15 protein-coding genes are annotated in these 18,895 nt (G+C 67.6%); 9 read left to right on the top strand and 6 right to left on the bottom strand.

What is annotated here, in order from left to right:
• Positions 1-109: 109 nt before the first annotated feature.
• The 7 genes from argB (at position 110) to ACN5W5_RS06200 (ending at position 8,761) form a co-directional block, all read left to right on the top strand.
• Positions 110-1,015, top strand: coding sequence for an acetylglutamate kinase (argB, locus tag ACN5W5_RS06230; RefSeq protein WP_420047694.1), 906 nt, complete (start codon positions 110-112; stop codon positions 1,013-1,015).
• Between the two features lie 141 nt (positions 1,016-1,156).
• The gene (slmA, locus tag ACN5W5_RS06225; protein ID WP_177137560.1) at positions 1,157-1,810 is read left to right on the top strand and encodes a nucleoid occlusion factor SlmA; all 654 of its coding nucleotides are present in this window, start codon (positions 1,157-1,159) and stop codon (positions 1,808-1,810) included.
• Positions 1,811-2,016: 206 nt separating this feature from the next.
• Positions 2,017-2,727, top strand: coding sequence for a TetR/AcrR family transcriptional regulator (locus ACN5W5_RS06220; RefSeq protein WP_420047693.1), 711 nt, complete (start codon positions 2,017-2,019; stop codon positions 2,725-2,727).
• A 47-nt stretch (positions 2,728-2,774) separates the two neighbouring features.
• Entirely contained in the window at positions 2,775-4,571 is a 1,797-nt protein-coding gene (locus ACN5W5_RS06215; protein ID WP_420047692.1) for an acyl-CoA dehydrogenase C-terminal domain-containing protein, read from the top strand.
• A gap of 112 nt (positions 4,572-4,683) precedes the next feature.
• Positions 4,684-5,112 (top strand): DUF2147 domain-containing protein, encoded by a 429-nt coding sequence (locus ACN5W5_RS06210; RefSeq protein ID WP_420047691.1) that lies wholly within the window; start codon positions 4,684-4,686, stop codon positions 5,110-5,112.
• A gap of 31 nt (positions 5,113-5,143) precedes the next feature.
• Positions 5,144-7,543, top strand: a complete 2,400-nt coding sequence (locus ACN5W5_RS06205) for a 3-hydroxyacyl-CoA dehydrogenase NAD-binding domain-containing protein (RefSeq protein WP_420047690.1) — start codon at positions 5,144-5,146, stop codon at positions 7,541-7,543.
• 9 nt (positions 7,544-7,552) lie between these two features.
• On the top strand, positions 7,553-8,761 hold the full coding sequence (locus ACN5W5_RS06200) for an acetyl-CoA C-acyltransferase (protein WP_420047689.1): 1,209 nt from the start codon (positions 7,553-7,555) through the stop codon (positions 8,759-8,761).
• Positions 8,762-8,873: 112 nt separating this feature from the next.
• Here ACN5W5_RS06200 and ACN5W5_RS06195 read toward each other — a convergent pair whose 3' ends face one another.
• The gene (locus ACN5W5_RS06195) at positions 8,874-11,153 is read right to left on the bottom strand and encodes a patatin-like phospholipase family protein (protein WP_420047688.1); all 2,280 of its coding nucleotides are present in this window, start codon (positions 11,151-11,153) and stop codon (positions 8,874-8,876) included.
• 143 nt (positions 11,154-11,296) lie between these two features.
• Between ACN5W5_RS06195 and ACN5W5_RS06190 the strand changes: the two genes are divergently transcribed.
• Positions 11,297-12,061, top strand: coding sequence for an enoyl-CoA hydratase (locus ACN5W5_RS06190; protein ID WP_420047687.1), 765 nt, complete (start codon positions 11,297-11,299; stop codon positions 12,059-12,061).
• 4 nt (positions 12,062-12,065) lie between these two features.
• Here ACN5W5_RS06190 and ACN5W5_RS06185 read toward each other — a convergent pair whose 3' ends face one another.
• The 4 genes from ACN5W5_RS06185 to ACN5W5_RS06170 are packed head-to-tail and all read right to left on the bottom strand — an operon-like array spanning position 12,066 to position 15,692.
• Positions 12,066-12,674, bottom strand: coding sequence for a PqiC family protein (locus ACN5W5_RS06185; protein WP_420047686.1), 609 nt, complete (start codon positions 12,672-12,674; stop codon positions 12,066-12,068).
• Positions 12,671-13,702, bottom strand: a complete 1,032-nt coding sequence (locus tag ACN5W5_RS06180; RefSeq protein WP_420047685.1) for an MlaD family protein — start codon at positions 13,700-13,702, stop codon at positions 12,671-12,673. The genes ACN5W5_RS06185 and ACN5W5_RS06180 overlap by 4 nt, the downstream gene beginning before the upstream one ends.
• Complete coding sequence (locus tag ACN5W5_RS06175) at positions 13,699-14,526, bottom strand: ABC transporter ATP-binding protein (RefSeq protein WP_420047684.1); 828 nt, start codon at positions 14,524-14,526, stop codon at positions 13,699-13,701. Before ACN5W5_RS06175 ends, ACN5W5_RS06180 begins: the two co-directional genes overlap by 4 nt.
• Positions 14,526-15,692 (bottom strand): MlaE family ABC transporter permease, encoded by a 1,167-nt coding sequence (locus ACN5W5_RS06170; protein WP_420047683.1) that lies wholly within the window; start codon positions 15,690-15,692, stop codon positions 14,526-14,528. Before ACN5W5_RS06170 ends, ACN5W5_RS06175 begins: the two co-directional genes overlap by 1 nt.
• 178 nt (positions 15,693-15,870) lie before the next feature.
• On the opposite strand from ACN5W5_RS06170, the gene ACN5W5_RS06165 reads away from it, so the two are divergent.
• Positions 15,871-17,991 carry an AsmA family protein gene (locus ACN5W5_RS06165; RefSeq protein WP_420047682.1) on the top strand — a complete coding sequence of 707 codons (2,121 nt, stop codon included), beginning with the start codon at positions 15,871-15,873 and terminating at the stop codon, positions 17,989-17,991.
• A gap of 25 nt (positions 17,992-18,016) precedes the next feature.
• Here the strand turns inward: ACN5W5_RS06165 and ACN5W5_RS06160 are convergent, their stop codons facing one another.
• Positions 18,017-18,502 (bottom strand): GNAT family N-acetyltransferase, encoded by a 486-nt coding sequence (locus ACN5W5_RS06160; RefSeq protein WP_420047681.1) that lies wholly within the window; start codon positions 18,500-18,502, stop codon positions 18,017-18,019.
• Positions 18,503-18,895: the final 393 nt, after the last annotated feature.

The following is an 18,895-nucleotide window of genomic DNA, read 5'->3' as shown; positions in this document are numbered from 1 at the left end:
GCCAACGAGGCGCCCGCCGGGGCGAGACCTGGCACGACTCAGGAGAACGAGCGCTCCATCGAAGCCTACAATTTCCACCACCGAACAGTCTCCACCGGGAACCCGCAACATGACCGCACACACCCCCGTCGACCTCTCCAAAATCCAGCCCCGCGAAAAGGCCGAACTGCTGGCCCAGGCGCTGCCCTACATCCGCAAGTACCACGGCAAGACCATGGTCATCAAGTACGGTGGCAACGCCATGACCGACCCGGCCCTGCAGCAGGACTTTGCCGAGGATGTGGTACTGCTCAAGCTGGTCGGGATCAACCCGGTCGTTGTGCATGGCGGTGGTCCGCAGATCGAGACGCTGCTCAAACGCCTGGGCAAAAAGGGCGAGTTCATCCAGGGCATGCGCGTGACCGACGCCGAAACCATGGAAGTGGTCGAGTGGGTGCTGGCTGGCGAGGTGCAGCAGGACATCGTCGGCATGATCAACGCCGCCGGCGGCAAGGCCGTGGGCCTGACCGGGCGCGACGGGGCCATGATCCGGGCGCGCAAACTGCGCCTGGCCGATCAGCAGAACCCCGAGCAGGAGCACGACGTCGGCCAGGTGGGCGACATCGTCAGCATCGACCCCAGCGTGGTGAAGGCGCTGCAGGACGACCAGTTCATTCCGGTCGTCAGCCCGATCGGATTCGGCGAACAGAACGAGAGCTACAACATCAACGCCGATGTGGTGGCCGCCAAGCTCGCCACCGTGCTGCAGGCCGAGAAGCTGCTGATGCTCACCAACATCCGTGGCGTGCTCGACAAGGACGGCCAGCTGATGACCGAGCTGACGCCGCGCCGCATCGACGAGCTGTGCGAAGACGGCACGATCAGCGGCGGCATGATCCCCAAGATCGCCGGTGCGCTCGATGCTGCCAAGAGCGGCGTCAACGCTGTGCACATCATCGACGGCCGCGTGCCCCATGCGCTGCTGCTGGAGGTGCTGGGCGACCAGCCCTTCGGCACCATGATCCGTTCGCACTGAGCGCGCACCGGACAGCTGGGGCGGCCCGCGGGAAGGCTGTGAGAAAATGAAACAAGGGATGACAAACACCGGGCCGCGCCAACGGCCTCCAGCCGACAAACGACGGACCGACCGCCCATGACTTCCAGTGCTCCATTGCCCATGGCCGACCTGACGGCCGATGTCTCTACCGATGTTGCTGGAGGCGTTGAGGGCAATGGTCGCAAACGTCCCAAACCGGGCGAGCGCCGGGTGCAGATCCTGCACGCGCTGGCCGCCATGCTGGAGCAACCGGGTGCTGAGCGCGTCACCACGGCCGCGCTGGCCGCGCGACTGGATGTGAGCGAGGCCGCGCTCTACCGCCACTTCGCCAGCAAGGCACAGATGTTCGAGGGCCTGATCGAGTTCATCGAGCAATCGGTCTTCGGTCTGGTCAACCAGCTTGGTGAGCGAGAGCCCGATGCCATGGCGCGTTCGCGCAAGCTCGTGGCCCTGCTGCTGCAGTTCGGCGAGAAGAACCCCGGCATGACACGCGTCATGGTGGGCGACGCGCTGGTGTACGAAAACGAGCGCCTGCAACAGCGCATGAACCTGTTCTTCGACAAGATCGAATCGGCCCTGCGCCAGAACCTGCGCGAGGTCGCCGTGGTGGCCGGAGCGACCACCCCCACCGTGGATGCGCAGGCCGACGCATCGGTGGTCACGGCCTTCTGCATGGGTCGCCTGCAGCGCTTTGCCCGCAGCGGATTCAAGCGCTCGCCCAACGAGAACCTGGAACACAGCCTGCGCCTGCTGCTGCCCGACGGCCGTCTGTGACCGCTCGCGCGGCGAGCGGTTCGGGTTAACCCGAACCGCTGGCATGCGTCGGTGTCGTTTAGGGAACGGCACCTAAACAATTCCCCCACAAAGTCCTGCAGGACCGTGCATTGGCCGGGTTTTGCGGTAAAAATAGCACGACCGTTCGATTTATCGCCGGTCTGTTTTTTTTGCCCATTCCTCTTGCCATCACCCGGCCCCGCAGCATGAGTTCACTACCTCCCGTCAAACGCCTTCGCAGCGACAGTGCCGCCCGGCCGCTGCAAAAAGGCCAGCAGACCAAAGCCGCCATCGTGGATGCCGCCCTCGGGCTGGCGACGCAGATCGGCCTGGAAGGCCTGTCCATCGGCGCGCTGGCCGAAGTCATGCAGATGAGCAAGTCGGGCGTGTTCGCCCACTTCGGCTCGCGCGAAGAGTTGCAGATCTCCGTGGTGCGCGAGTACCACGCGCGGTTTGAGGACGAGGTGTTCTATCCGGCCATGGCTTTTGCCCGCGGTCTGCCCCGGTTGCGTGCGATGTTCGACAACTGGATGAAGCGCACTTCGGTCGAGATCGACTCGGGATGCATCTACATCAGTGGCGCGGTGCAGTTCGAAGACCGGCCCGGCCCGGTGCGGGATGCGCTGGCGGGCTCGGTCAACACCTGGCTGTCGGCCATGCGCCGCGCCATCGAAATGGCCGTGGCCGAGGGCCACCTGCACCCGGGCACCGATGCGGCCCAGATGGCCTTTGAAATCCATGCACTCATCCTCGCGCTGCACTACGAGGCACGGTTCCTCGGCAGTCCGGATTCACTGCAGCGCGCGCTGACGGCCTTTGACGGCATCGTGGGCCGCTTCAGCACCGCGGCCACGGTCCCGGAAACACCCCCGCCAGCCCGATCGCGCAAGACCACCCGGGTTGCGACCCAGGGCTGAACCCAGACAACACCTTTTCTTCACAAACCCCACACAGGAGTTTTCCCATGCCCGTTTACAACCCGCCCCTGCGCGACATGCAGTTCGTGATGCACGAAGTGCTCAATGTGACCGCTGAGTTCCAGTCCATGCCGCAGCACGCCGAGGTGGATGTCGAGACCATCAATGCCGTGCTCGAAGAAGCTGGCAAGTTCGCCAGCCAGGTGATCTTTCCGTTGAACATCAGCGGTGACACCGAGGGTTGCCAGCTCGATCGCGAGACCCATGAGGTCAAGACCCCGACCGGCTTCAAGGAAGCCTACAAGACCTATGTGGAAGGTGGCTGGGCGGCGCTGAGCTGTGATCCGGCCTACGGTGGCCAGGGCCTGCCGCTGGTGGTCAACCAGTGTCTGTACGAAATGATGAACTCGGCCAACCAGGCCTGGACCATGTACCCCGGCCTCACGCACGGCGCCTACGCCGCGCTGCACACCTACGGCACCGACGCGCAGAAAGACACCTACCTGCCCAAGATGACCAGCGGCGAATGGACCGGCACCATGTGCCTGACCGAACCGCACTGCGGCACCGACCTGGGCCTGATGCGCACCAAGGCCGAACCGCTGGCCGACGGCACTTACAAGATCACCGGCAACAAGATCTTCATCAGCGCCGGTGAACACGACATGGCCGACAACATCATCCACCTGGTGCTGGCCCGCCTGCCCGACGCGCCCCCCGGCATCAAGGGCGTGAGCCTGTTCATCGTGCCGAAATTCCACGTCAAGGCCGACGGCAGTCTGGGCGAGCGCAATGGCATCTACTGCGGCGGCCTGGAGCACAAGATGGGCATCCACGGCAATGCCACCGCGCAGATCGTGATCGACGGCGCCATCGGCACCCTAGTGGGCCAGCCCAACAAGGGCATGCAGGCCATGTTCGTGATGATGAACGCCGCCCGCCTGGGTGTGGGCAACCAGTCGCTGGGCCTGACCGAGGTGGCCTACCAGAACGCGCTGGCGTATGCGAAGGACCGCATCCAGATGCGCTCGCTCACCGGCCCCAAGGCGAAAGACAAGCCGGCCGATCCGATCATCGTGCACCCCGACGTGCGCCGCATGCTGCTCACCGCCAAGGCCTACGCCGAAGGCGGCCGCGCGCTGGCCATCTACAGCTCGGTGCTGCTGGAAAAAGCGCACAACCACCCGGATGAAAAAGTGCGCAAGGAAGCCGACGAGATGCTCTCGCTGCTCACGCCCATCACCAAGGCCTTCCTGACCGACAACGGCTACAACGCTGCCACCCAGTGCCAGCAGGTCTTTGGCGGCCACGGCTACATCAAGGAATGGGGCATGGAGCAGTTCGTGCGCGATGCCCGCATCAACATGATCTACGAAGGCACCAACACGATCCAGAGCCTGGACCTGCTGGGCCGCAAGGTGCTGGGCAACAACGGCGCCACGCTCAAGAAATTCGGCAAGCTGGTCGGCGCGCTGGTGATGGAAGAGGGCGTCAACGAGAAGATGGCAGAGTTCATCAACCCGCTGGCCGTGCTCGGCGAGCAGATCACCAAGTTCACCATGGAGCTGGGTTTCAAGGGCCTGCAGAACGCCGACGAAGTGGGCGCCGCCGCGGTGGACTACCTGCGTGTGGCCGGCCACCTGGTGTTCGGCTACTTCTGGGCCCGCATGGCGCAGGTGGCGTTGCGCGAGATCGCTGCCGGCAACACCGACCCGTTCTACGTGGCCAAGCTGCAGACCGCGCGTTTCTATTTCGCCAAGCTCTTCCCCGAGACCGCGACGCTGATGCGCACCGCGCGCGCCGGTTCGAAGGTGTTGATGGACACCGACGCTGCATTGGCATGACCCCCCTGCGCCGCTTCGCGGCTTCCCCCCAAGGGGGGACAACACCAGCGGCCCGGCGGAGCCGGTTCCGCGGTGTTTCTGGAATCAGTCATTTCGCTCGAAGGAGACTCTCATGATCAAGACCCTGCCAGCTCTGCTGTCGTTGGCCTCGACGATGGCCTTTGCGCAGATGACGCCTGAAGGCCTGTGGCGCAACATCGACGACAAGACCGGTGAGGCCAAGGCCGAGATCCGCATCGTGTCCAGCGCGGCGGGTGTGCTCACCGGGCGGATCGAGAAGTCGCTCACCAAGGGCAGCGAGCCCACCTGCACCGCCTGCACCGACGACCGCAAGGACCAGCCCAAGCTCGGCATGGAAATCATCCGCGGCGCGAAGAAGTCCGCCACGGACGCGGTGTGGGAGGACGGCAAGATTCTCGACCCCGAAAACGGCAAGAACTACACCCTGCGCATGACGCCCGTCGAGGGTGGCAAGAAGCTGCAGGTGCGTGGCTACATCGGCCCGTTCTACCGAACCCAGATCTGGCAGCGCGTGGAATGAACGCATCCCCCTTTTTCTGCATGGAAAACCAATGAACCGATTTCAAGTAAAAAAAGTCGCCGTGCTCGGCGCGGGCGTGATGGGCGCGCAGATCGCTGCGCACCTGGTCAACGTCAAGGTGCCTGTTGTTCTATTTGACTTGCCTGCCAAGGAAGGCCACAAGAATGGCATCGTCACGCGCGCGATCGAGAACCTCAAGAAGCTCAAGCCTTCACCCCTGGGCGTGGCCAGCGACGCCGACCTGATCGGCCAGGCCAACTACGAAGAGCACATGGAGCAGTTGAAAGACTGTGACCTCATCATCGAGGCCATCGCCGAGCGCATGGACTGGAAGCTCGATCTGTACACCAAGATCGCGCCCTTCATCGCGCCGCACGCCATCGTCGCGTCCAACACCTCGGGCCTGTCGATCACCAAGCTCAGTGAAGTGCTGCCCGAGGCGATCAAGCCGCGTTTCTGCGGCATCCACTTCTTCAACCCGCCGCGCTACATGACGCTGGTGGAGCTGATCGCCACGCCCACCACCGAGCCGCAGATCCTCGACGACCTGGAGACCTTCGTCACCAGCGGCCTGGGCAAGGGCGTGGTGCGCGCCAAGGACACGCCCAACTTCGTGGCCAACCGCATCGGCATCGCCGGCATGCTGGCGACGATGAAAGAGGTGGAGAACTTCGGCCTGACCTACGACGTGGTCGACGACCTCACCGGCAAGCGCCTGGGCCGCGCCAGCAGTGGCACCTTCCGCACCGCCGACGTGGTGGGCCTGGACACCATGGCGCACGTGGTCAAGACGCTGCAGGACAACCTGAACGAGCAGGCCGACCCGTTCTACGGCAGCTTCGGCACGCCGCCGGTGCTGGCCAAGCTGATCGAGCTGGGGAACCTGGGTCAGAAGGCCAAGGCCGGTTTCTTCAAGAAGGTGGGCCGCGACATCCTGCGCTTTGATCTGGACAGCGAGGACTACGTGCCCGCGGGCGAGAAGGCCGACGAGGTCTATGGCCGCATGCTCAAGCGCCCGGCCGCCGAGCGTCTGAAGTTGTTGCGCAACAGCGAAGGCCCCCAGGGCCAGTTCCTCTGGGCGATCCTGCGCAACAGCTTCCATTACGCCGCTGTGCACCTGGCCACCATCGCCGAGACCGCGCGCGACGTGGACCAGGCCATGCGCTGGGGCTTCGGCATGAAGCAAGGCCCGTTCGAGCTGTGGCAGGAAGCCGGCTGGCTCGAAGTCGCGAAGATGGTCCAGGAAGACATCGACGCGGGCAAAGCGCTGAGCAAGGCGCCGCTGCCCGAGTGGGTGTTCAAAGGCCCCGTGGCCGAAGCCGGTGGTGTGCACACCGCGCAGGGTTCGTGGAACCCCACCAAGGGTGAATTTCAGGGCCGACGGCAATTGCCGGTGTACCAGCGCCAGCACTTCCCCGAGCTGCTGCTGGGCGAGGCGGGACCGAAATTTGAAACCGCCGGCACCACCATCGAAGAAAACGACGCCATCCGCGTCTGGACGCTGGACGGTGGTGTGTTGATCGCCAGCATCAAGACCAAGATGCACGCCATCAGCCCCGAGGTCTGCGAAGGTTTGATGAGCGCCGTGGACCTGGCCGAGCGGGAATACCAGGGTCTGGTGGTCTGGTCGGGCGACGAGCCCTTCAGCGCTGGCGCCGACCTGCAGGCCATGCTGCCCGCCTTCATGGCCGTGGGCGTGAGCGCGATCGAAGACGCCGAAGGCTTCATGCAGCAGACCATGCTGCGCCTGCGCTACGCCAGCGTGCCGGTGGTCAGCGCCGTGCGCGGCCTGGCCCTGGGCGGTGGCTGCGAGCTGGCCGTGTACAGCGCGCGCCGCGTGGTGCACATGGAAAGCTACATCGGTCTGGTGGAAGTCGGCGTGGGCCTGGTGCCCGGTGCGGGCGGTCTGACCTACATCGCGCGCCGTGCGGCCGAAAACGCCGAGACCTCCACCGGCAAAGACCTGCTGCCCTTCCTGACCGAAGGCTTCACCGCCGCGGCCATGGCCAAGGTGGGCACCAGCGCGCTGGAGTCCCGCCAGCTGGGCTACGTGCTGCACTCCGATGTGATCGTGCCGCACAAGGACGAGCTGCTGTTCGTGGCCATCAACGAGGCCCAGGCCCTGTTCAACGGCGGCTACCGCGCACCGCACAAGCGCCTGTTCCCGGTCGCCGGTCGCGACGGCAAGGCCACCATCCTGGGCAGCCTGGTCAACATGCGCGACGGCGGTTTCATCAGCCAGCACGACTTCCACATCGCTTCGCTGATCGCGAACGTGGTGACCGGCGGCGACGTGGAGCCTGGCACGCTGGTGAACGAGGACTATTTGATGACGCTGGAGCGCCGGGCATTCTGTTCGCTGATCGTTCACCCCAAGACACAAGAACGCATCCTCGGCATGCTCAACACGGGCAAGCCCGTCCGCAACTAAGGACACGACATGAGCAAACAAATTCAAGACGCCTACATCGTCGCCGCCACCCGCACCCCCATCGGCCGTTCGCACAAGGGCTCGTTCAAGCACCTTCGCCCGGACGACCTGCTGGCCCACGCCCTGCGTTCGGCCATGGCCCAGGTGCCGGGCCTGGACCCGAAGGCCGTGGAAGACGTGATCTGCGGTTGCGCGATTCCTGAGGGGCAACAAGGCCTGAACGTCGCGCGCATCGGCGCCATCCTGGCCGGCCTGCCCAACTCGGTGGGCGGCATCACCGTCAACCGCTTCTGTGCCTCCGGCCTGTCGGCCGTGCAGATGGCGGCCGACCGCATCCGCGTGGGCGAGGCCGACGTGATGATCGCCGCCGGCACCGAGAGCATGAGCATGGTGCCCATGATGGGCAACACGCCCAGCCTGTCGCCCACCATCTTCCGCAACACCGACGACGTGGAGAGCTACGGTATCGCCTACGGCATGGGCCTCACGGCCGAGAAGGTGGCGCAGCAGTGGAAGGTCTCACGCGACGCGCAGGACGCGTTCGCCGTGCAGTCGCACCAGCGCGCGGTGATCGCGATGAAGAACGGCGAGTTCACCGACGAGATCACGCCGGTGGAAGTGACCGACCGCCGCGTGGACCTGGAGACCGCCGAGGTCGCGACCCGCAGCCGCATCATCAGCCTGGACGAAGGCGCGCGCCCCGACACCTCGCTCGAAGGCCTGGCCAAGCTGCGCACCGTGTTCGCCGCGCGCGGCTCGGTGACCGCCGGCAACAGCTCGCAGACCAGCGACGGTGCGGGTGCGCTGATCCTGGTGAGCGAGGCCGCGCTCAAGCGCTACAACCTCACGCCGCTGGCCCGCTTCGTGAGCTACGCCTCGCGCGGTGTGCCACCCCACCTGATGGGCATCGGCCCGGTCGAGGCGATTCCGGCCGCGCTGAAAAACGCGGGCCTGAAGCAGGACGACATCGACTGGTTCGAGCTCAACGAAGCCTTCGCGGCCCAGTCGCTCGCGGTGATGAACACCCTGGGCCTGGACCCGGCCAAGGTCAACCCCATGGGCGGTGCGATCGCGCTCGGCCACCCGCTGGGCGCCACCGGCGCCATCCGCGCGGCCACCGTGGTGCACGCGCTGCGCCGCCACAACAAGAAGTACGGCATGGTCACGATGTGCGTCGGCATGGGGCAGGGCGCCGCGGGCATTTTCGAACGCGTGTGACCACGCGCACCCCCGCGCCGCTTCGCCGAAGGGGGCGGACACCAGCGACCCGGCGAAGCCGGTTCCGCGGTGTCCCTGCGGTGGGGCACAGCGCGCCGCCGCTGAGTGAGTCCTACGGTCGCCCCAGCAGCAGGTACAGACCCGTGTAGCCGCGCGCGGCGTGCACCAGGCTCAGGTAGAACGGCCCCACCCCGGTGTCCGCGCCGATGAACAGGCTGGAGCCGGTGCGCAGCCCCTTGAAGCTGATGTCGCTGCGTTGCAGCCAGGCGTTGCCGGCTTCCAGCGAGCCACCGGCAAACACCGCACGTGCCACGCCCACCTTCCAGGGCATGCGCCGGTAGTAGGTGATGCGGCCGAACAGCAGGTGGTTGCCCGCCACCTGGCCCACGCGGTAGCCCGAGAGGTTCTGGAAACCACCCAGTGAGTATTCGTCCAGGGCACCCAGTGGAATCTGGTTGACGTAGGCCAGCCGGGCGCCCAGGTTGAAAGTGTGCTCGCCCCACGAGCGCACCGCCGTGAAGCTGCTGTCCAGCCGCACGAACTCGGAGCTGTTGCCGCTGTTGCGCAAACGGCCGAAGACCAGATCGCCCTTCAGTCGGTGGCCGCTCGACGGGAAGTTGGCGTAGTCCAGCTGGTCCGAGATCAGCGCGGCGTGCAGACCGGTTTCGCGCCAGCGCTGGGTGGACAGGCCCAGCGACTGGTTCGCCACGCTGCTGCTCACCAGGTCGGGCGCGGCGCGGCGTGCGCTGCCCACCAGGCCCAGCCGCAGCTCGCCCAGGCTGCCTTGCAGGCCGATGGGCCAGCCGATGTCGGCACCCACCTGCAGCCCGCGGCGCTTGCCGGTGGCGACTTGCTGGCCTTCGGCATCGAACACATCCACGCGCTTCAGGCTGGCGTCGGCCCAGGCCGACACGAACCAGTTGGCGCGCCGGTCCAGCGGCTGGTAGAACTCGGTGAACGCGCCCAGCGTCTCGCCCAGCTGGAAGCGGTTGCGCCACTCGGCGCCGCCGCGGTTGACCCAGTGGCGGTTGTGGCTCAGGCGCAGGTTGAACGCGCCCTGGCCATCGAAATCGGTGCGCAGGTCGAGCCCGAGCCGGAAGTAGTTGGGGCCCCAGCGGTTCTCGCGCAGCCGCACCACCAGCGCTTCGTCGCGGCTGCTGCCGATGCGCTCCAGCCGGTAGTCCACCTGCTCGTAGTCGCCCGTGGCCGCCAGCTGCTGCACGTCGTCTTCGATGCGCGCCAGATCGATCGGCTGACCGGGTTCGCTCTCCACCATCTGCGACAGCCGCTGGGCCCGCGAAGCGTCCACGCCCTCGAAGCGCAGCGCGCCCACGCGGCCCGCCGTGGTCACGCCGGTGTCGGCCACGGCCTGGCGCTGCGCGATCCACTCGGCGTACTGCGCCGGGCCGACCGCGAAACGGTTCAGCGCTTCGCGCACCGACTCCGCGTATTCGGTGCCGAGCCGCACGAGTTCGGGCGCCCGGTTGAAATTGGCCGAATTCAGCGTGCCCAGCGGTGGCTGCAGCAGCAGGTCCTGCGTGGTCAGGGTGGCGATGCTGGCCTGCACGTTCTGCTCGGTCAGGATGTTGACCATCTGCGTCGTGATGCCCAGCAGGCTGCCCAGCGTTTCGCGGCCCGCCAGCGGCGTGCCGATGCTCACCGCGATGATCACGTCCGCCCCCATGCGCCGTGCCACGTCCACCGGCAGGTTGTTCACCAGCCCGCCGTCGCCCAGGATGCGGCCGTCGAGTTCCAGCGGGGAGAACACGCCCGGCACCGACATGCTCGCGCGCAGGGCCGCGGCGAGGTCGCCGTGGTCCATCACCACCGCCTGGCCGGTCTCCATGTCGGTGGCCACGGCGCGAAACGGCGTCGGCAGGCCGTCGAAACTGGCCCGGTGTCGCGCGGGCAGGGTGTAGCGGCGCAGCATGGTTTCCAGCGCCCGCGTCGACACCGCGCCCGTGGGCAGGCGGAATTCGCCGTCGCGAAAGCCCAGCCGCAACACGGGAGAAAGCTCCAGGTCTTCTTCCTTGCGCCGCTGCGACAGCAGCTGGCGCGGCTCGCGCGAGTCGAAGAGGCTGCCCCATTCCAGCGCCAGGATCTCGCGTTCCAGTTCGTCGGCCGTCATGCCGCTGGCGTACAGCCCGCCGATGATCGCGCCCATCGAGGTGCCGACGATCAGGTCCACCGGCACACGCGCCGCCTCCAGCACCTTGAGCACGCCCACGTGCGACAGCCCGCGCGCGCCACCGCCCGAAAGCACCAGGCCCACACGGGGTCGCGCCGGGGTGGTGGTGGGGCCTGTGTCGGCCGCCACGGCGTGCGCCGGCCAGAGCCCGGCCAGCAGGGCCAGCGACAGACACAGGGCGGCGAGCGGGCGTGTGGACAACATGGCGGGGCGCGGGCTTTCTCGATGATCTCCGGAGTGTAGGCGCCTGTCACCGACTGGGCATGGCACTCCAGACACCGCGCGGCAATCGTGTTAACTTGGCGCCCTTTTCGGCGCACGGCCGCAACCCAACCCAGCACAAACCCATGAGCGACATCCTCGTCCACACCGAAGCCGGCGTCACCACGCTGACCTTCAACCGTCCCGACAAGAAGAACTCCATCACCGCCGCGATGTACGCGGCGCTGGCCGACGCGCTGGAAGCCGCCGAAGCCGACCCGGCCGTGCGCTGCGTGCTGTTCCAGGGCAACGAGACCACCTTCAGCGCCGGCAACGACATCGGCGATTTCCTGAACAACCCGCCCGCCACGCAGGACTCGCCCGTGTTCCGTTTCCTGCGCGGCATCGCGCAGTTCAGCAAGCCCGCGCTCGCCGTGGTGTGTGGCCCGGCCGTGGGCATCGGCACCACGCTGCTGTTCCACTGCGACCTGGTCTATGCGGGCGACAACGCGGCCTTCTCCATGCCCTTCGTCAACCTCGGCCTGTGCCCCGAAGCGGCGTCGAGCCTGCTGGTGCCGCAGATGCTGGGCTACCACCGCGCAGCCGAGGCGCTGCTGCTGGGCGAGCCCTTCATGGCCGAGGCCGCGCTCGAAGTCGGGCTGGTCAACCGCGTGCTGCCGCCCATGGAGGCCGCGGGTTACGCGCAGGCCGTGGCCCGCAAGCTCGCGGCCAAGCCGATCAGCTCGCTGATCGAGACCAAGCGCCTGATGAAAAAAAGCCAGAGCCAGCTGGTCATGGCGCAGATGGCCGAGGAGGGCGTCAGCTTCGGCCGCATGCTCGGCGAGCCGGCCGCCAAAGAGGCCTTTGGTGCCTTCATGGAGCGCCGCAAGCCGGACTTCTCGAAGGTCTGAGGCCCTAAGCGGGCGATGATTCGACGATGCGCACCGCGAGTTGCCACAGCGCCAGCCGGTGCGCGGCGGCCAGCGCATCGACCGATGCATCGGCCAGCGGGATGTGAACATCGGCCTGACCCAGCCCCGGCGCGGCGCCGCCGGGTCGGGTGTCGGTCAACCACCAGCGCGCCTGCAGGCGCAGCGTCTGGCGCCCGCCGTCGGCCATCAGGGTGACGATCTCCACCCGCAAGCGCCGGGCGGGGTTCACCCCGGGCGGCACGGGGGCTCGCCAGACCAGTCCCGGCCCGCGCAACACCGCCAGATCGGCCACCAGCAGGCGCGGAATGGCGTCGCGCAGCGGTTCCACCCAGCGGTGGCCGGTCAGCGGTTGCAGGCTGGCCGCGCCGCTGGCGACCACCAGGGTTTCGCGGTCCAGGGCACCCGGCAACACCACCTTGCTGGCCACCTCCCACAATGCCCCGTCGCCTGCATGCGCGGCGGGTACCGGCCCCGGTGGCGGGCTGCGCAATTCGTACCAGTGCGTGGCCACCGGTGGGCGGGCGCACGCCGTCAACAGCCAGGGTGTCACCCCCAGGCCGGCCAGTCCCGTCAGTGCGAGTCGGCGTTTCATGGCTTCTCCTCCCGGCCGCGCAGCAACGCGTCCGGCTGCTGCTCCAGCGTTTCGGCCAGGTCGCGCAGCGCGCGGGCGGCGCGGGACAAATCTTCCAAGGCCCGGTCGGCACCGACCATGAGCGCCGAGTCACCCGCGGTGACTTCGCGCAGCGCTGCAGCGGTGCGCCCCACCTCGTCGGCGGCGCGCTGCAAATTGGTCACCAGCGGCGCGTCGGGCGCCAGCAGCTCGGACACGCGAGCCGATGTGCGCCCCACCCCGGCGGCGCTCTGGTTCACCGACCGCGCGGATGCTCCCACGGCGTCCATGGCTTCGCGCGTGGCAACCAGCGAGCGCTGCAATTCATTGGCCAGCGGGTCCATGCGCTGGTCCAGGCGCGACGACATGCGCTTGAACGACGCGGTGATCGCGGCCAGGTCGCCCAGGGCCTGCTTGAGCTGCGGGCCCGACACGATGGCCCGGGCCGAGGACGCGATGGCCGACAGGTCGTCGGCGATGGCTCGGAAGTCCATGCCTTCGAACTGCTCCCGGAGGTTCTGGATGGCGGTGGCCGTGGTGGGGACTTCGGTGAGTCCCTGGTAGGTGCCCCGCAGGCTGCTCTCGCGCTGCGGACGCAGATCGAGGTCCACATACAGCAGGCCGGTGAGCAGACTCTGCGTGGCCAGTTGCGCGCTCAGCCCCCGCTTGATCAGGGCCGGCAGGGCCAGGCCCACATCCACATCGGCGCGCTTGCCGTCGAGCCCGCCGACGGCATTGCTGTCGAGCGCCGCGACCACGGGAATGGAGAAGCTGTCGCCGGCGCGGTCGTAGAACACCTCGATCGATTCGACACTGCCGACCCGCACGCCGCGGAACACCACGGGCGCTCCCACCTGCAGGCCATAGACCGATCCGCTGAAATGCATGACGACGCGCTCCTGGCTGGTGAAAAAACGGTTGCCCGCGAGGGCAATGATGGCGGTGGCGATCAGGGCCAGGCCGGCCACCACGAAGGCCCCGATCAGCGTGGCGTTGGCCTTGCGTTTCATGCGTGTTCCTTTTCTTCCGGCGCCGCACCGCGACGCAGGAACAGCTGAACGCCCTCCGGGCCTTCGCGCAGCAGATCGCGCGGCGGTCCCAGCGCGGTCATGGTGCGCGTCTGGGCGTCGAGGAACAGCAGGCGATCGGCCAGGGCAAAGATGCTGTCCAGCTCGTGGCTGACCATCACGACCGTGGTGCCCAGGTCGTCGCGCAGGTGCTCGATGAGCTCATCCAGGTTCGCCGAGGTCAGCGGGTCCAGGCCCGCGGAGGGTTCGTCCAGAAACAGCAAGGGCGGGTTCAGGGCCAGCGCCCGCGCAATGGCGGCGCGCTTCTTCATGCCGCCGCTGAGCGTGGCGGGCTCCACGTCGAAGCTGCCGGCCAGACCCACCAGCGCCAGTTTGAAACGGGCCTCCTGTTCGCATTCGGCGGCGCTCATGTCGGTGAACACCTGCATCGGCAGCATCACGTTTTCGCCCACGGTCATGCTGCTCCACAAGGCGCCGGCCTGGAAGGTGACACCGAAAGCCTGCATCAGCGTGCGCCGGGATGCGTCGTCCGCGGCGTACAGGTCGCGGTCGCCGTAGAACACCTGGCCCGCCGCCGGCACCTGCAGGCCGATGAGGTGGCGCATCAGCGTGCTCTTGCCGCAGCCGCTGCCGCCGGCAATGGCCAGCACCTCGCCGGGCCGCACATCGAACGTGAGGTCGCGCTGAACCACGTTGTCGCCGAAGGCCATGGTGAGCTCGCGCACCCGCACCAAGGGGGCCTGCGCGGCGGGCTGGACGGCGCGGGCCGGTTCTTCGACGTGGGGCGGGTGGTCAATGTCGGTCATCAGAAATCCAGACGCTGGAACACCACGGTGAGCACGGAGGCGGCCACGACGATCCAGACGATCGCTTGTACCACCGATGCGGTGGTGGCGTCGCCCACCGCCTGCGCGCTGCGCCCGGCCGACATGCCCTGCAGGCAGCCGGCCAGGGCCACCAGCACGGCGTACACCGTGCCCTTGATCAGACCCACCAGCACGTGGGGCAGGGTCAGCGAATCCACGCTGGCGTACACGTATTCCAGCGGCGTGACACCGTAGATGACCACGGCCACCAGCCAGCCCACCCCCATGCCCACCAGCGCACCAAAGGCGGTGAGCATGGGTCCCACGATGAGCAGCGCCAGCACGCGCGGCAACACCAGAAAGTCGAAGGCGTTCACGCCCAGGGTGGTGAGGGCATCGATCTCTTCGTTGGCGCGCATGCTGCCGATCTGCGCCGCAAAAGCCGCGCCCACGCGCCCGGCCAGCACGATGCCCACCAGCAGGGCCGCCACTTCGCGCACCACGCCCACGGTGACCAGGTCGGCAATGTAGGTCTGGGCACCAAAGCGCTGCAGCTGCGCGGCGCCCATGTAGGCCACGATCAGGCCCACGAGAAAACTCACCAGGGCCACGATGGGCAGGCTGCGTGGCCCCGTCTGTTCGATCTGCCACATCAGGTCGGATGCCCGCATGTCGCTGGCCCCGCGCAGCCAGCGGCCCAGCGAGAGCAGCACTTCACCCACGAAGGTCAGGCTCTCGTGGCGCGAGTTCCAGGCGTCGATGACGCGAGCACCCACACGGGTCACGGGACCGGGCGGCTGGGGATCGGGGGTATCTGTTGCGGGTGGTGCCGCATTCAAGGCCAGTGCCAGGACCTCTTGCAGGCCCTGGGGCAAACCGTTCAGATCGACCGACACCGAGCGGCGCATGAGCGGGTCCAGCTGTTGCCACAAGCGCCCCGCGAGCACGGCATCCCAGGAGTGCAGCGCGGAGGCGGTCACCGCCACCGGGCCTGTGATGTCCGGGGCCGGCAGGTCGGGCAGGGCGCCGCGGTGCCCGCGCCATTCACCGCTGAGCTCCAGCACCCACGCCTCACCCTTCGAGAGCCAGCGTGCACCAGGGGCCCGTGTCTCGTCACTCGCCTCCATCGTGTCCGACGAGGCATTTCCATTGGGGGCCTGGCGCATGAAAGAACCTGCTCATCGTTGGAGTTTCGGATTCTATCGACGGCGCTGTCTGTGCGTTGGCGAACGATAAGAAGAGACGCCGGCTTCTATGATCAAACCGGAATTGCGCGCTCCTGCTGCTGTTCCAGCCCACGTGAATACATTGCCCCATGTTCCCCCTCTGCCGCCGCCGCCTTCCGTGCCCGTGCGGGACCGATTGACATGGGCGCGTCGGCCCGCCGTGTGGGCATCGGCGGGTGTGGTCGGTCTGCTGGTGGCCACGGTCGTTGCGGGCGAAGTGGCCGGCTGGCCGTTCTTGCGACAGCCGCTGGAGCGCGCCATGGCGCGCGGTGCGGGCGTCGCCGTGCAATTGCAGGGCGCGGTGAATCTGCATCTCATCTGGCGGCCACGGCTGGAAGTCGAACACCTGCGCATTGCCTCCGATCCCCGCTTCAAGGCGCCGCACCTGCTGGATGCACAACGCGCCACCCTGGCCTGGCGCTGGGGCGATGTGTGGCGCTGGCGGCGCGGTGACACCCTGCACCTGCAATCCCTGCGTGCCGACGTGCTCGATGCGCATCTGGTGCGCACCGCCGACGGCCAGGCCAACTGGCAGCTGGGTGCCAGAGAAACGCCCTCGAAAGAGGCCGACGCTTCGGTCGAGGCGGCGTTGCCCAGCTTCGGAAACCTGACCGTGGGCCAGGGGCAGATCGCCTGGGTCGATGCGATGCAGGACGCCGACGTGGCGGTGCAGGTGCGGGGCAGCGAAAGCAGCGCCGCGAGCGGCCCGGGCGCGGGCTACCAGGCCTCGCTCACCGGGCGCTACCGCGCCCTGCCGCTCAAGCTGGCCGTGCGCGCCGGCAGCACCTTGCCCTTGCTGCAGGACCCGGACATCGCTGCCGACGCCCCCTGGGTGCCGGTCAGGATCGAGGGCACGGTCGCGTCCACACGCGTGCTGTTCGACGGCCAGGCCGCTTCGCTGCTGGGCACGCCGCGCATGCAGGGCCGGGTGGAAGTGGCCGGTCCCTCGCTGGCGGACGTGGCCAAACCCCTGGGGCTGACCCTGCCACGAACACCGGCGTTCGATCTGCGCGGCGAACTGCAGCAGGACGCCGGCGTCTGGCGGCTGAAGACGACGCGCGCCCACATCGGCAGCAGCCGCCTCCAGGGCGATATGCACTATCAGCAGCGCACCCAGCCGCCGCGCCTGACCGGCACGATCACAGGCCCCAAACTCGCGCTGGCCGATCTGGGGCCCGCCATCGGCGGGAACCCAAAGGCGGGCACGGCGGAGCCTGCCGACACGCCCGCAGGCCGCGCACTGCCGCAACGCCGATTCGACCTGCCCTCGCTGAAAGCCATGGACGCCGATGTGCAGATGGCCATCCAGGAGCTGGACTTCGGCACCCAGGCCATGGCGCCCTTGCGGCAGCTGAAGACCCGCGTGCTCCTGGACGGTGGCGTGCTGCGGCTGGAGGATTTGCAGGCCGTGGTGTCGGGCGGACAGGTCAAGGGCATGACGGCGCTGGACAGCAACGCCAACCCCGCGAAATGGGAAGCCCGCCTGGCGTTCGAAGGCATCGACATGGCCGGCTGGATCAGGGGGCTGCGGCCCGATTCGGCCGAAGGCAAGGCCCCGCCGGCCACCGCAACGGCCGCGCTCAAACGCGAGCGCAAGGAGGCCCGTCAGGGCGGAGAGCAGCCGGTGCAGGCCTACCTGACAGGCGTGCTCTCCGGCAACCTGCACCTGCGGGGTGCCGGCAACTCGACGGCGGCCATCCTGGGCTCGGCCGACGGCCCGCTGCACCTCAGGCTGCGCGAAGGCACCCTGTCGCACCTGATCACCGAAGCCATGGGCCTCGACCTCGCGCAGGCCCTGGAGGTGGTGATCACCGGCGACCGCCCGCTGCCCCTGCGCTGCGCCCGGTTCGATCTGGTGGCGCGCAACGGCCTCATCAAACCCACTCTGGCCGTGATGGACAACAAGGACAGCACGATGTGGATCACCGGCCAGGTCAGCCTGCGCGACGAATCGCTGAACCTGCACGTGGTCACGCGGCCCAAAGACTGGTCTCTGCTGTCCTTGCGAACGCCCGTCACCATCACCGGAACGCTGGCGGATCCGGCCGTGGGCATCGAACCGAAGGGGCTGGTCGGGCGTGTGCTGGGAGCGTTGGCCCTGGGGGCCGTGGTCGGTCCTGCGGCGGCCATCCTGCCGCTGATGGAAACTGGCAAAGGCGAAGCCAAGGACCCGTGCAACACGCCTGTCGCAGCGGCCGCGCCCCGTTTGCCTTCGCCCCCCGTCGAAAAGTCGCGTTGATGGTGCGGCGCGTTCGCGCCCGGTTTCACAGGCGCTGAAACATCACCAGCGCGTCGGTGTAGCCGTGCACGGGGTGCAGAAACGCCCCCGGCAGGCGGCCCACGGTCTCGAACCCCATGCCGGTCCACAGCTTCACGGCCCGGTGGTTGCTCGCGATCACGAAGTTGAACTGCATCGCCCGAAACCCCTGCGCCCGCGCCGTGTCCAGCGAGTGCGCGCACATGGCGCGGGCCACCCCTTGGCCCGTGGCATCGGCCGCCGTCATGTAGCCGCAATTCGCCACGTGCGACCCGCCGCCCTGGCGGTTCGCGTGCAGCACATACGTGCCTAGCACCCGCTGCCCGTCTTCGGCCACAAAACACTGGAAGCCAGGCGCCAGCCAGGCGGCCAGGGCTGCCTCCCGACGGGTATCGCGCGGGAAGTCGTAGGTTTCGCCCGCGCGGATGATCGGCTCCATGATCTGCCAGAGGCTGTCATCGTCGGCGGGAGTGGCTGGGCGGATCGTCAGCATGGGGCGTGCGTCGTGGTGGGGGGTGAATGAGGGTGCCATTTTCTCTTGCAGCCCAGGCTCTTGCGTCGGCGCACGACCCGAGGTGCATCGCTCGGCGTTCGTTCGCGTCCAGGCAAGCCATCGTTGTGGCTGCATGGACGCCATGACAGGGCCCTCCGCCTCGCCCGATGCTGCGGATTTCGACGCCTTCCGCGCTGCTGGGGGGAGGCTTCGGATGGTTTCGCGCGCTCACGGGTGGTCATGGGCTTTTTCACAGCCTCAGCTTTGAGCGGAGTCTGTGGCTGGCTATCTGGCTGCGATTGTGGAGGTCAGATTGCGGCCGAGGCTGTGTGGAAACGCGTTCAGCACGGCAGTGTGTCGAATCCGGGTGTTACCAATGGTTTGAGAAGCCTC

The organism is Hydrogenophaga sp. ZJX-1 (assembly GCF_048590325.1).
Classification (GTDB): Bacteria; Pseudomonadota; Gammaproteobacteria; order Burkholderiales; family Burkholderiaceae_C; genus Hydrogenophaga.
The sequence above is the reverse complement of the archived record's forward strand: the minus strand, read 5'-3'. Positions and strand labels throughout refer to the sequence as shown.

Bases quoted from the DNA above. Each gene is read 5' to 3' on its own strand.
- ACN5W5_RS06185 (WP_420047686.1), bottom strand. From the start codon at position 12,674: ATGAAACGCCGACTCGCACTGACGGGACTGGCCGGCCTGGGGGTGACA.
- ACN5W5_RS06195 (WP_420047688.1), bottom strand. From the start codon at position 11,153: ATGTTGTCCACACGCCCGCTCGCCGCCCTGTGTCTGTCGCTGGCCCTG.
- ACN5W5_RS06180 (WP_420047685.1), bottom strand. From the start codon at position 13,702: ATGAAACGCAAGGCCAACGCCACGCTGATCGGGGCCTTCGTGGTGGCC.
- ACN5W5_RS06170 (WP_420047683.1), bottom strand. From the start codon at position 15,692: ATGCGCCAGGCCCCCAATGGAAATGCCTCGTCGGACACGATGGAGGCG.
- ACN5W5_RS06220 (WP_420047693.1), top strand. From the start codon at position 2,017: ATGAGTTCACTACCTCCCGTCAAACGCCTTCGCAGCGACAGTGCCGCC.
- ACN5W5_RS06190 (WP_420047687.1), top strand. From the start codon at position 11,297: ATGAGCGACATCCTCGTCCACACCGAAGCCGGCGTCACCACGCTGACC.
- slmA (WP_177137560.1), top strand. From the start codon at position 1,157: ATGGCCGACCTGACGGCCGATGTCTCTACCGATGTTGCTGGAGGCGTT.
- ACN5W5_RS06215 (WP_420047692.1), top strand. From the start codon at position 2,775: ATGCCCGTTTACAACCCGCCCCTGCGCGACATGCAGTTCGTGATGCAC.
- ACN5W5_RS06205 (WP_420047690.1), top strand. From the start codon at position 5,144: ATGAACCGATTTCAAGTAAAAAAAGTCGCCGTGCTCGGCGCGGGCGTG.
- ACN5W5_RS06175 (WP_420047684.1), bottom strand. From the start codon at position 14,526: ATGACCGACATTGACCACCCGCCCCACGTCGAAGAACCGGCCCGCGCC.
- ACN5W5_RS06200 (WP_420047689.1), top strand. From the start codon at position 7,553: ATGAGCAAACAAATTCAAGACGCCTACATCGTCGCCGCCACCCGCACC.
- ACN5W5_RS06160 (WP_420047681.1), bottom strand. From the start codon at position 18,502: ATGCTGACGATCCGCCCAGCCACTCCCGCCGACGATGACAGCCTCTGG.
- ACN5W5_RS06210 (WP_420047691.1), top strand. From the start codon at position 4,684: ATGATCAAGACCCTGCCAGCTCTGCTGTCGTTGGCCTCGACGATGGCC.
- argB (WP_420047694.1), top strand. From the start codon at position 110: ATGACCGCACACACCCCCGTCGACCTCTCCAAAATCCAGCCCCGCGAA.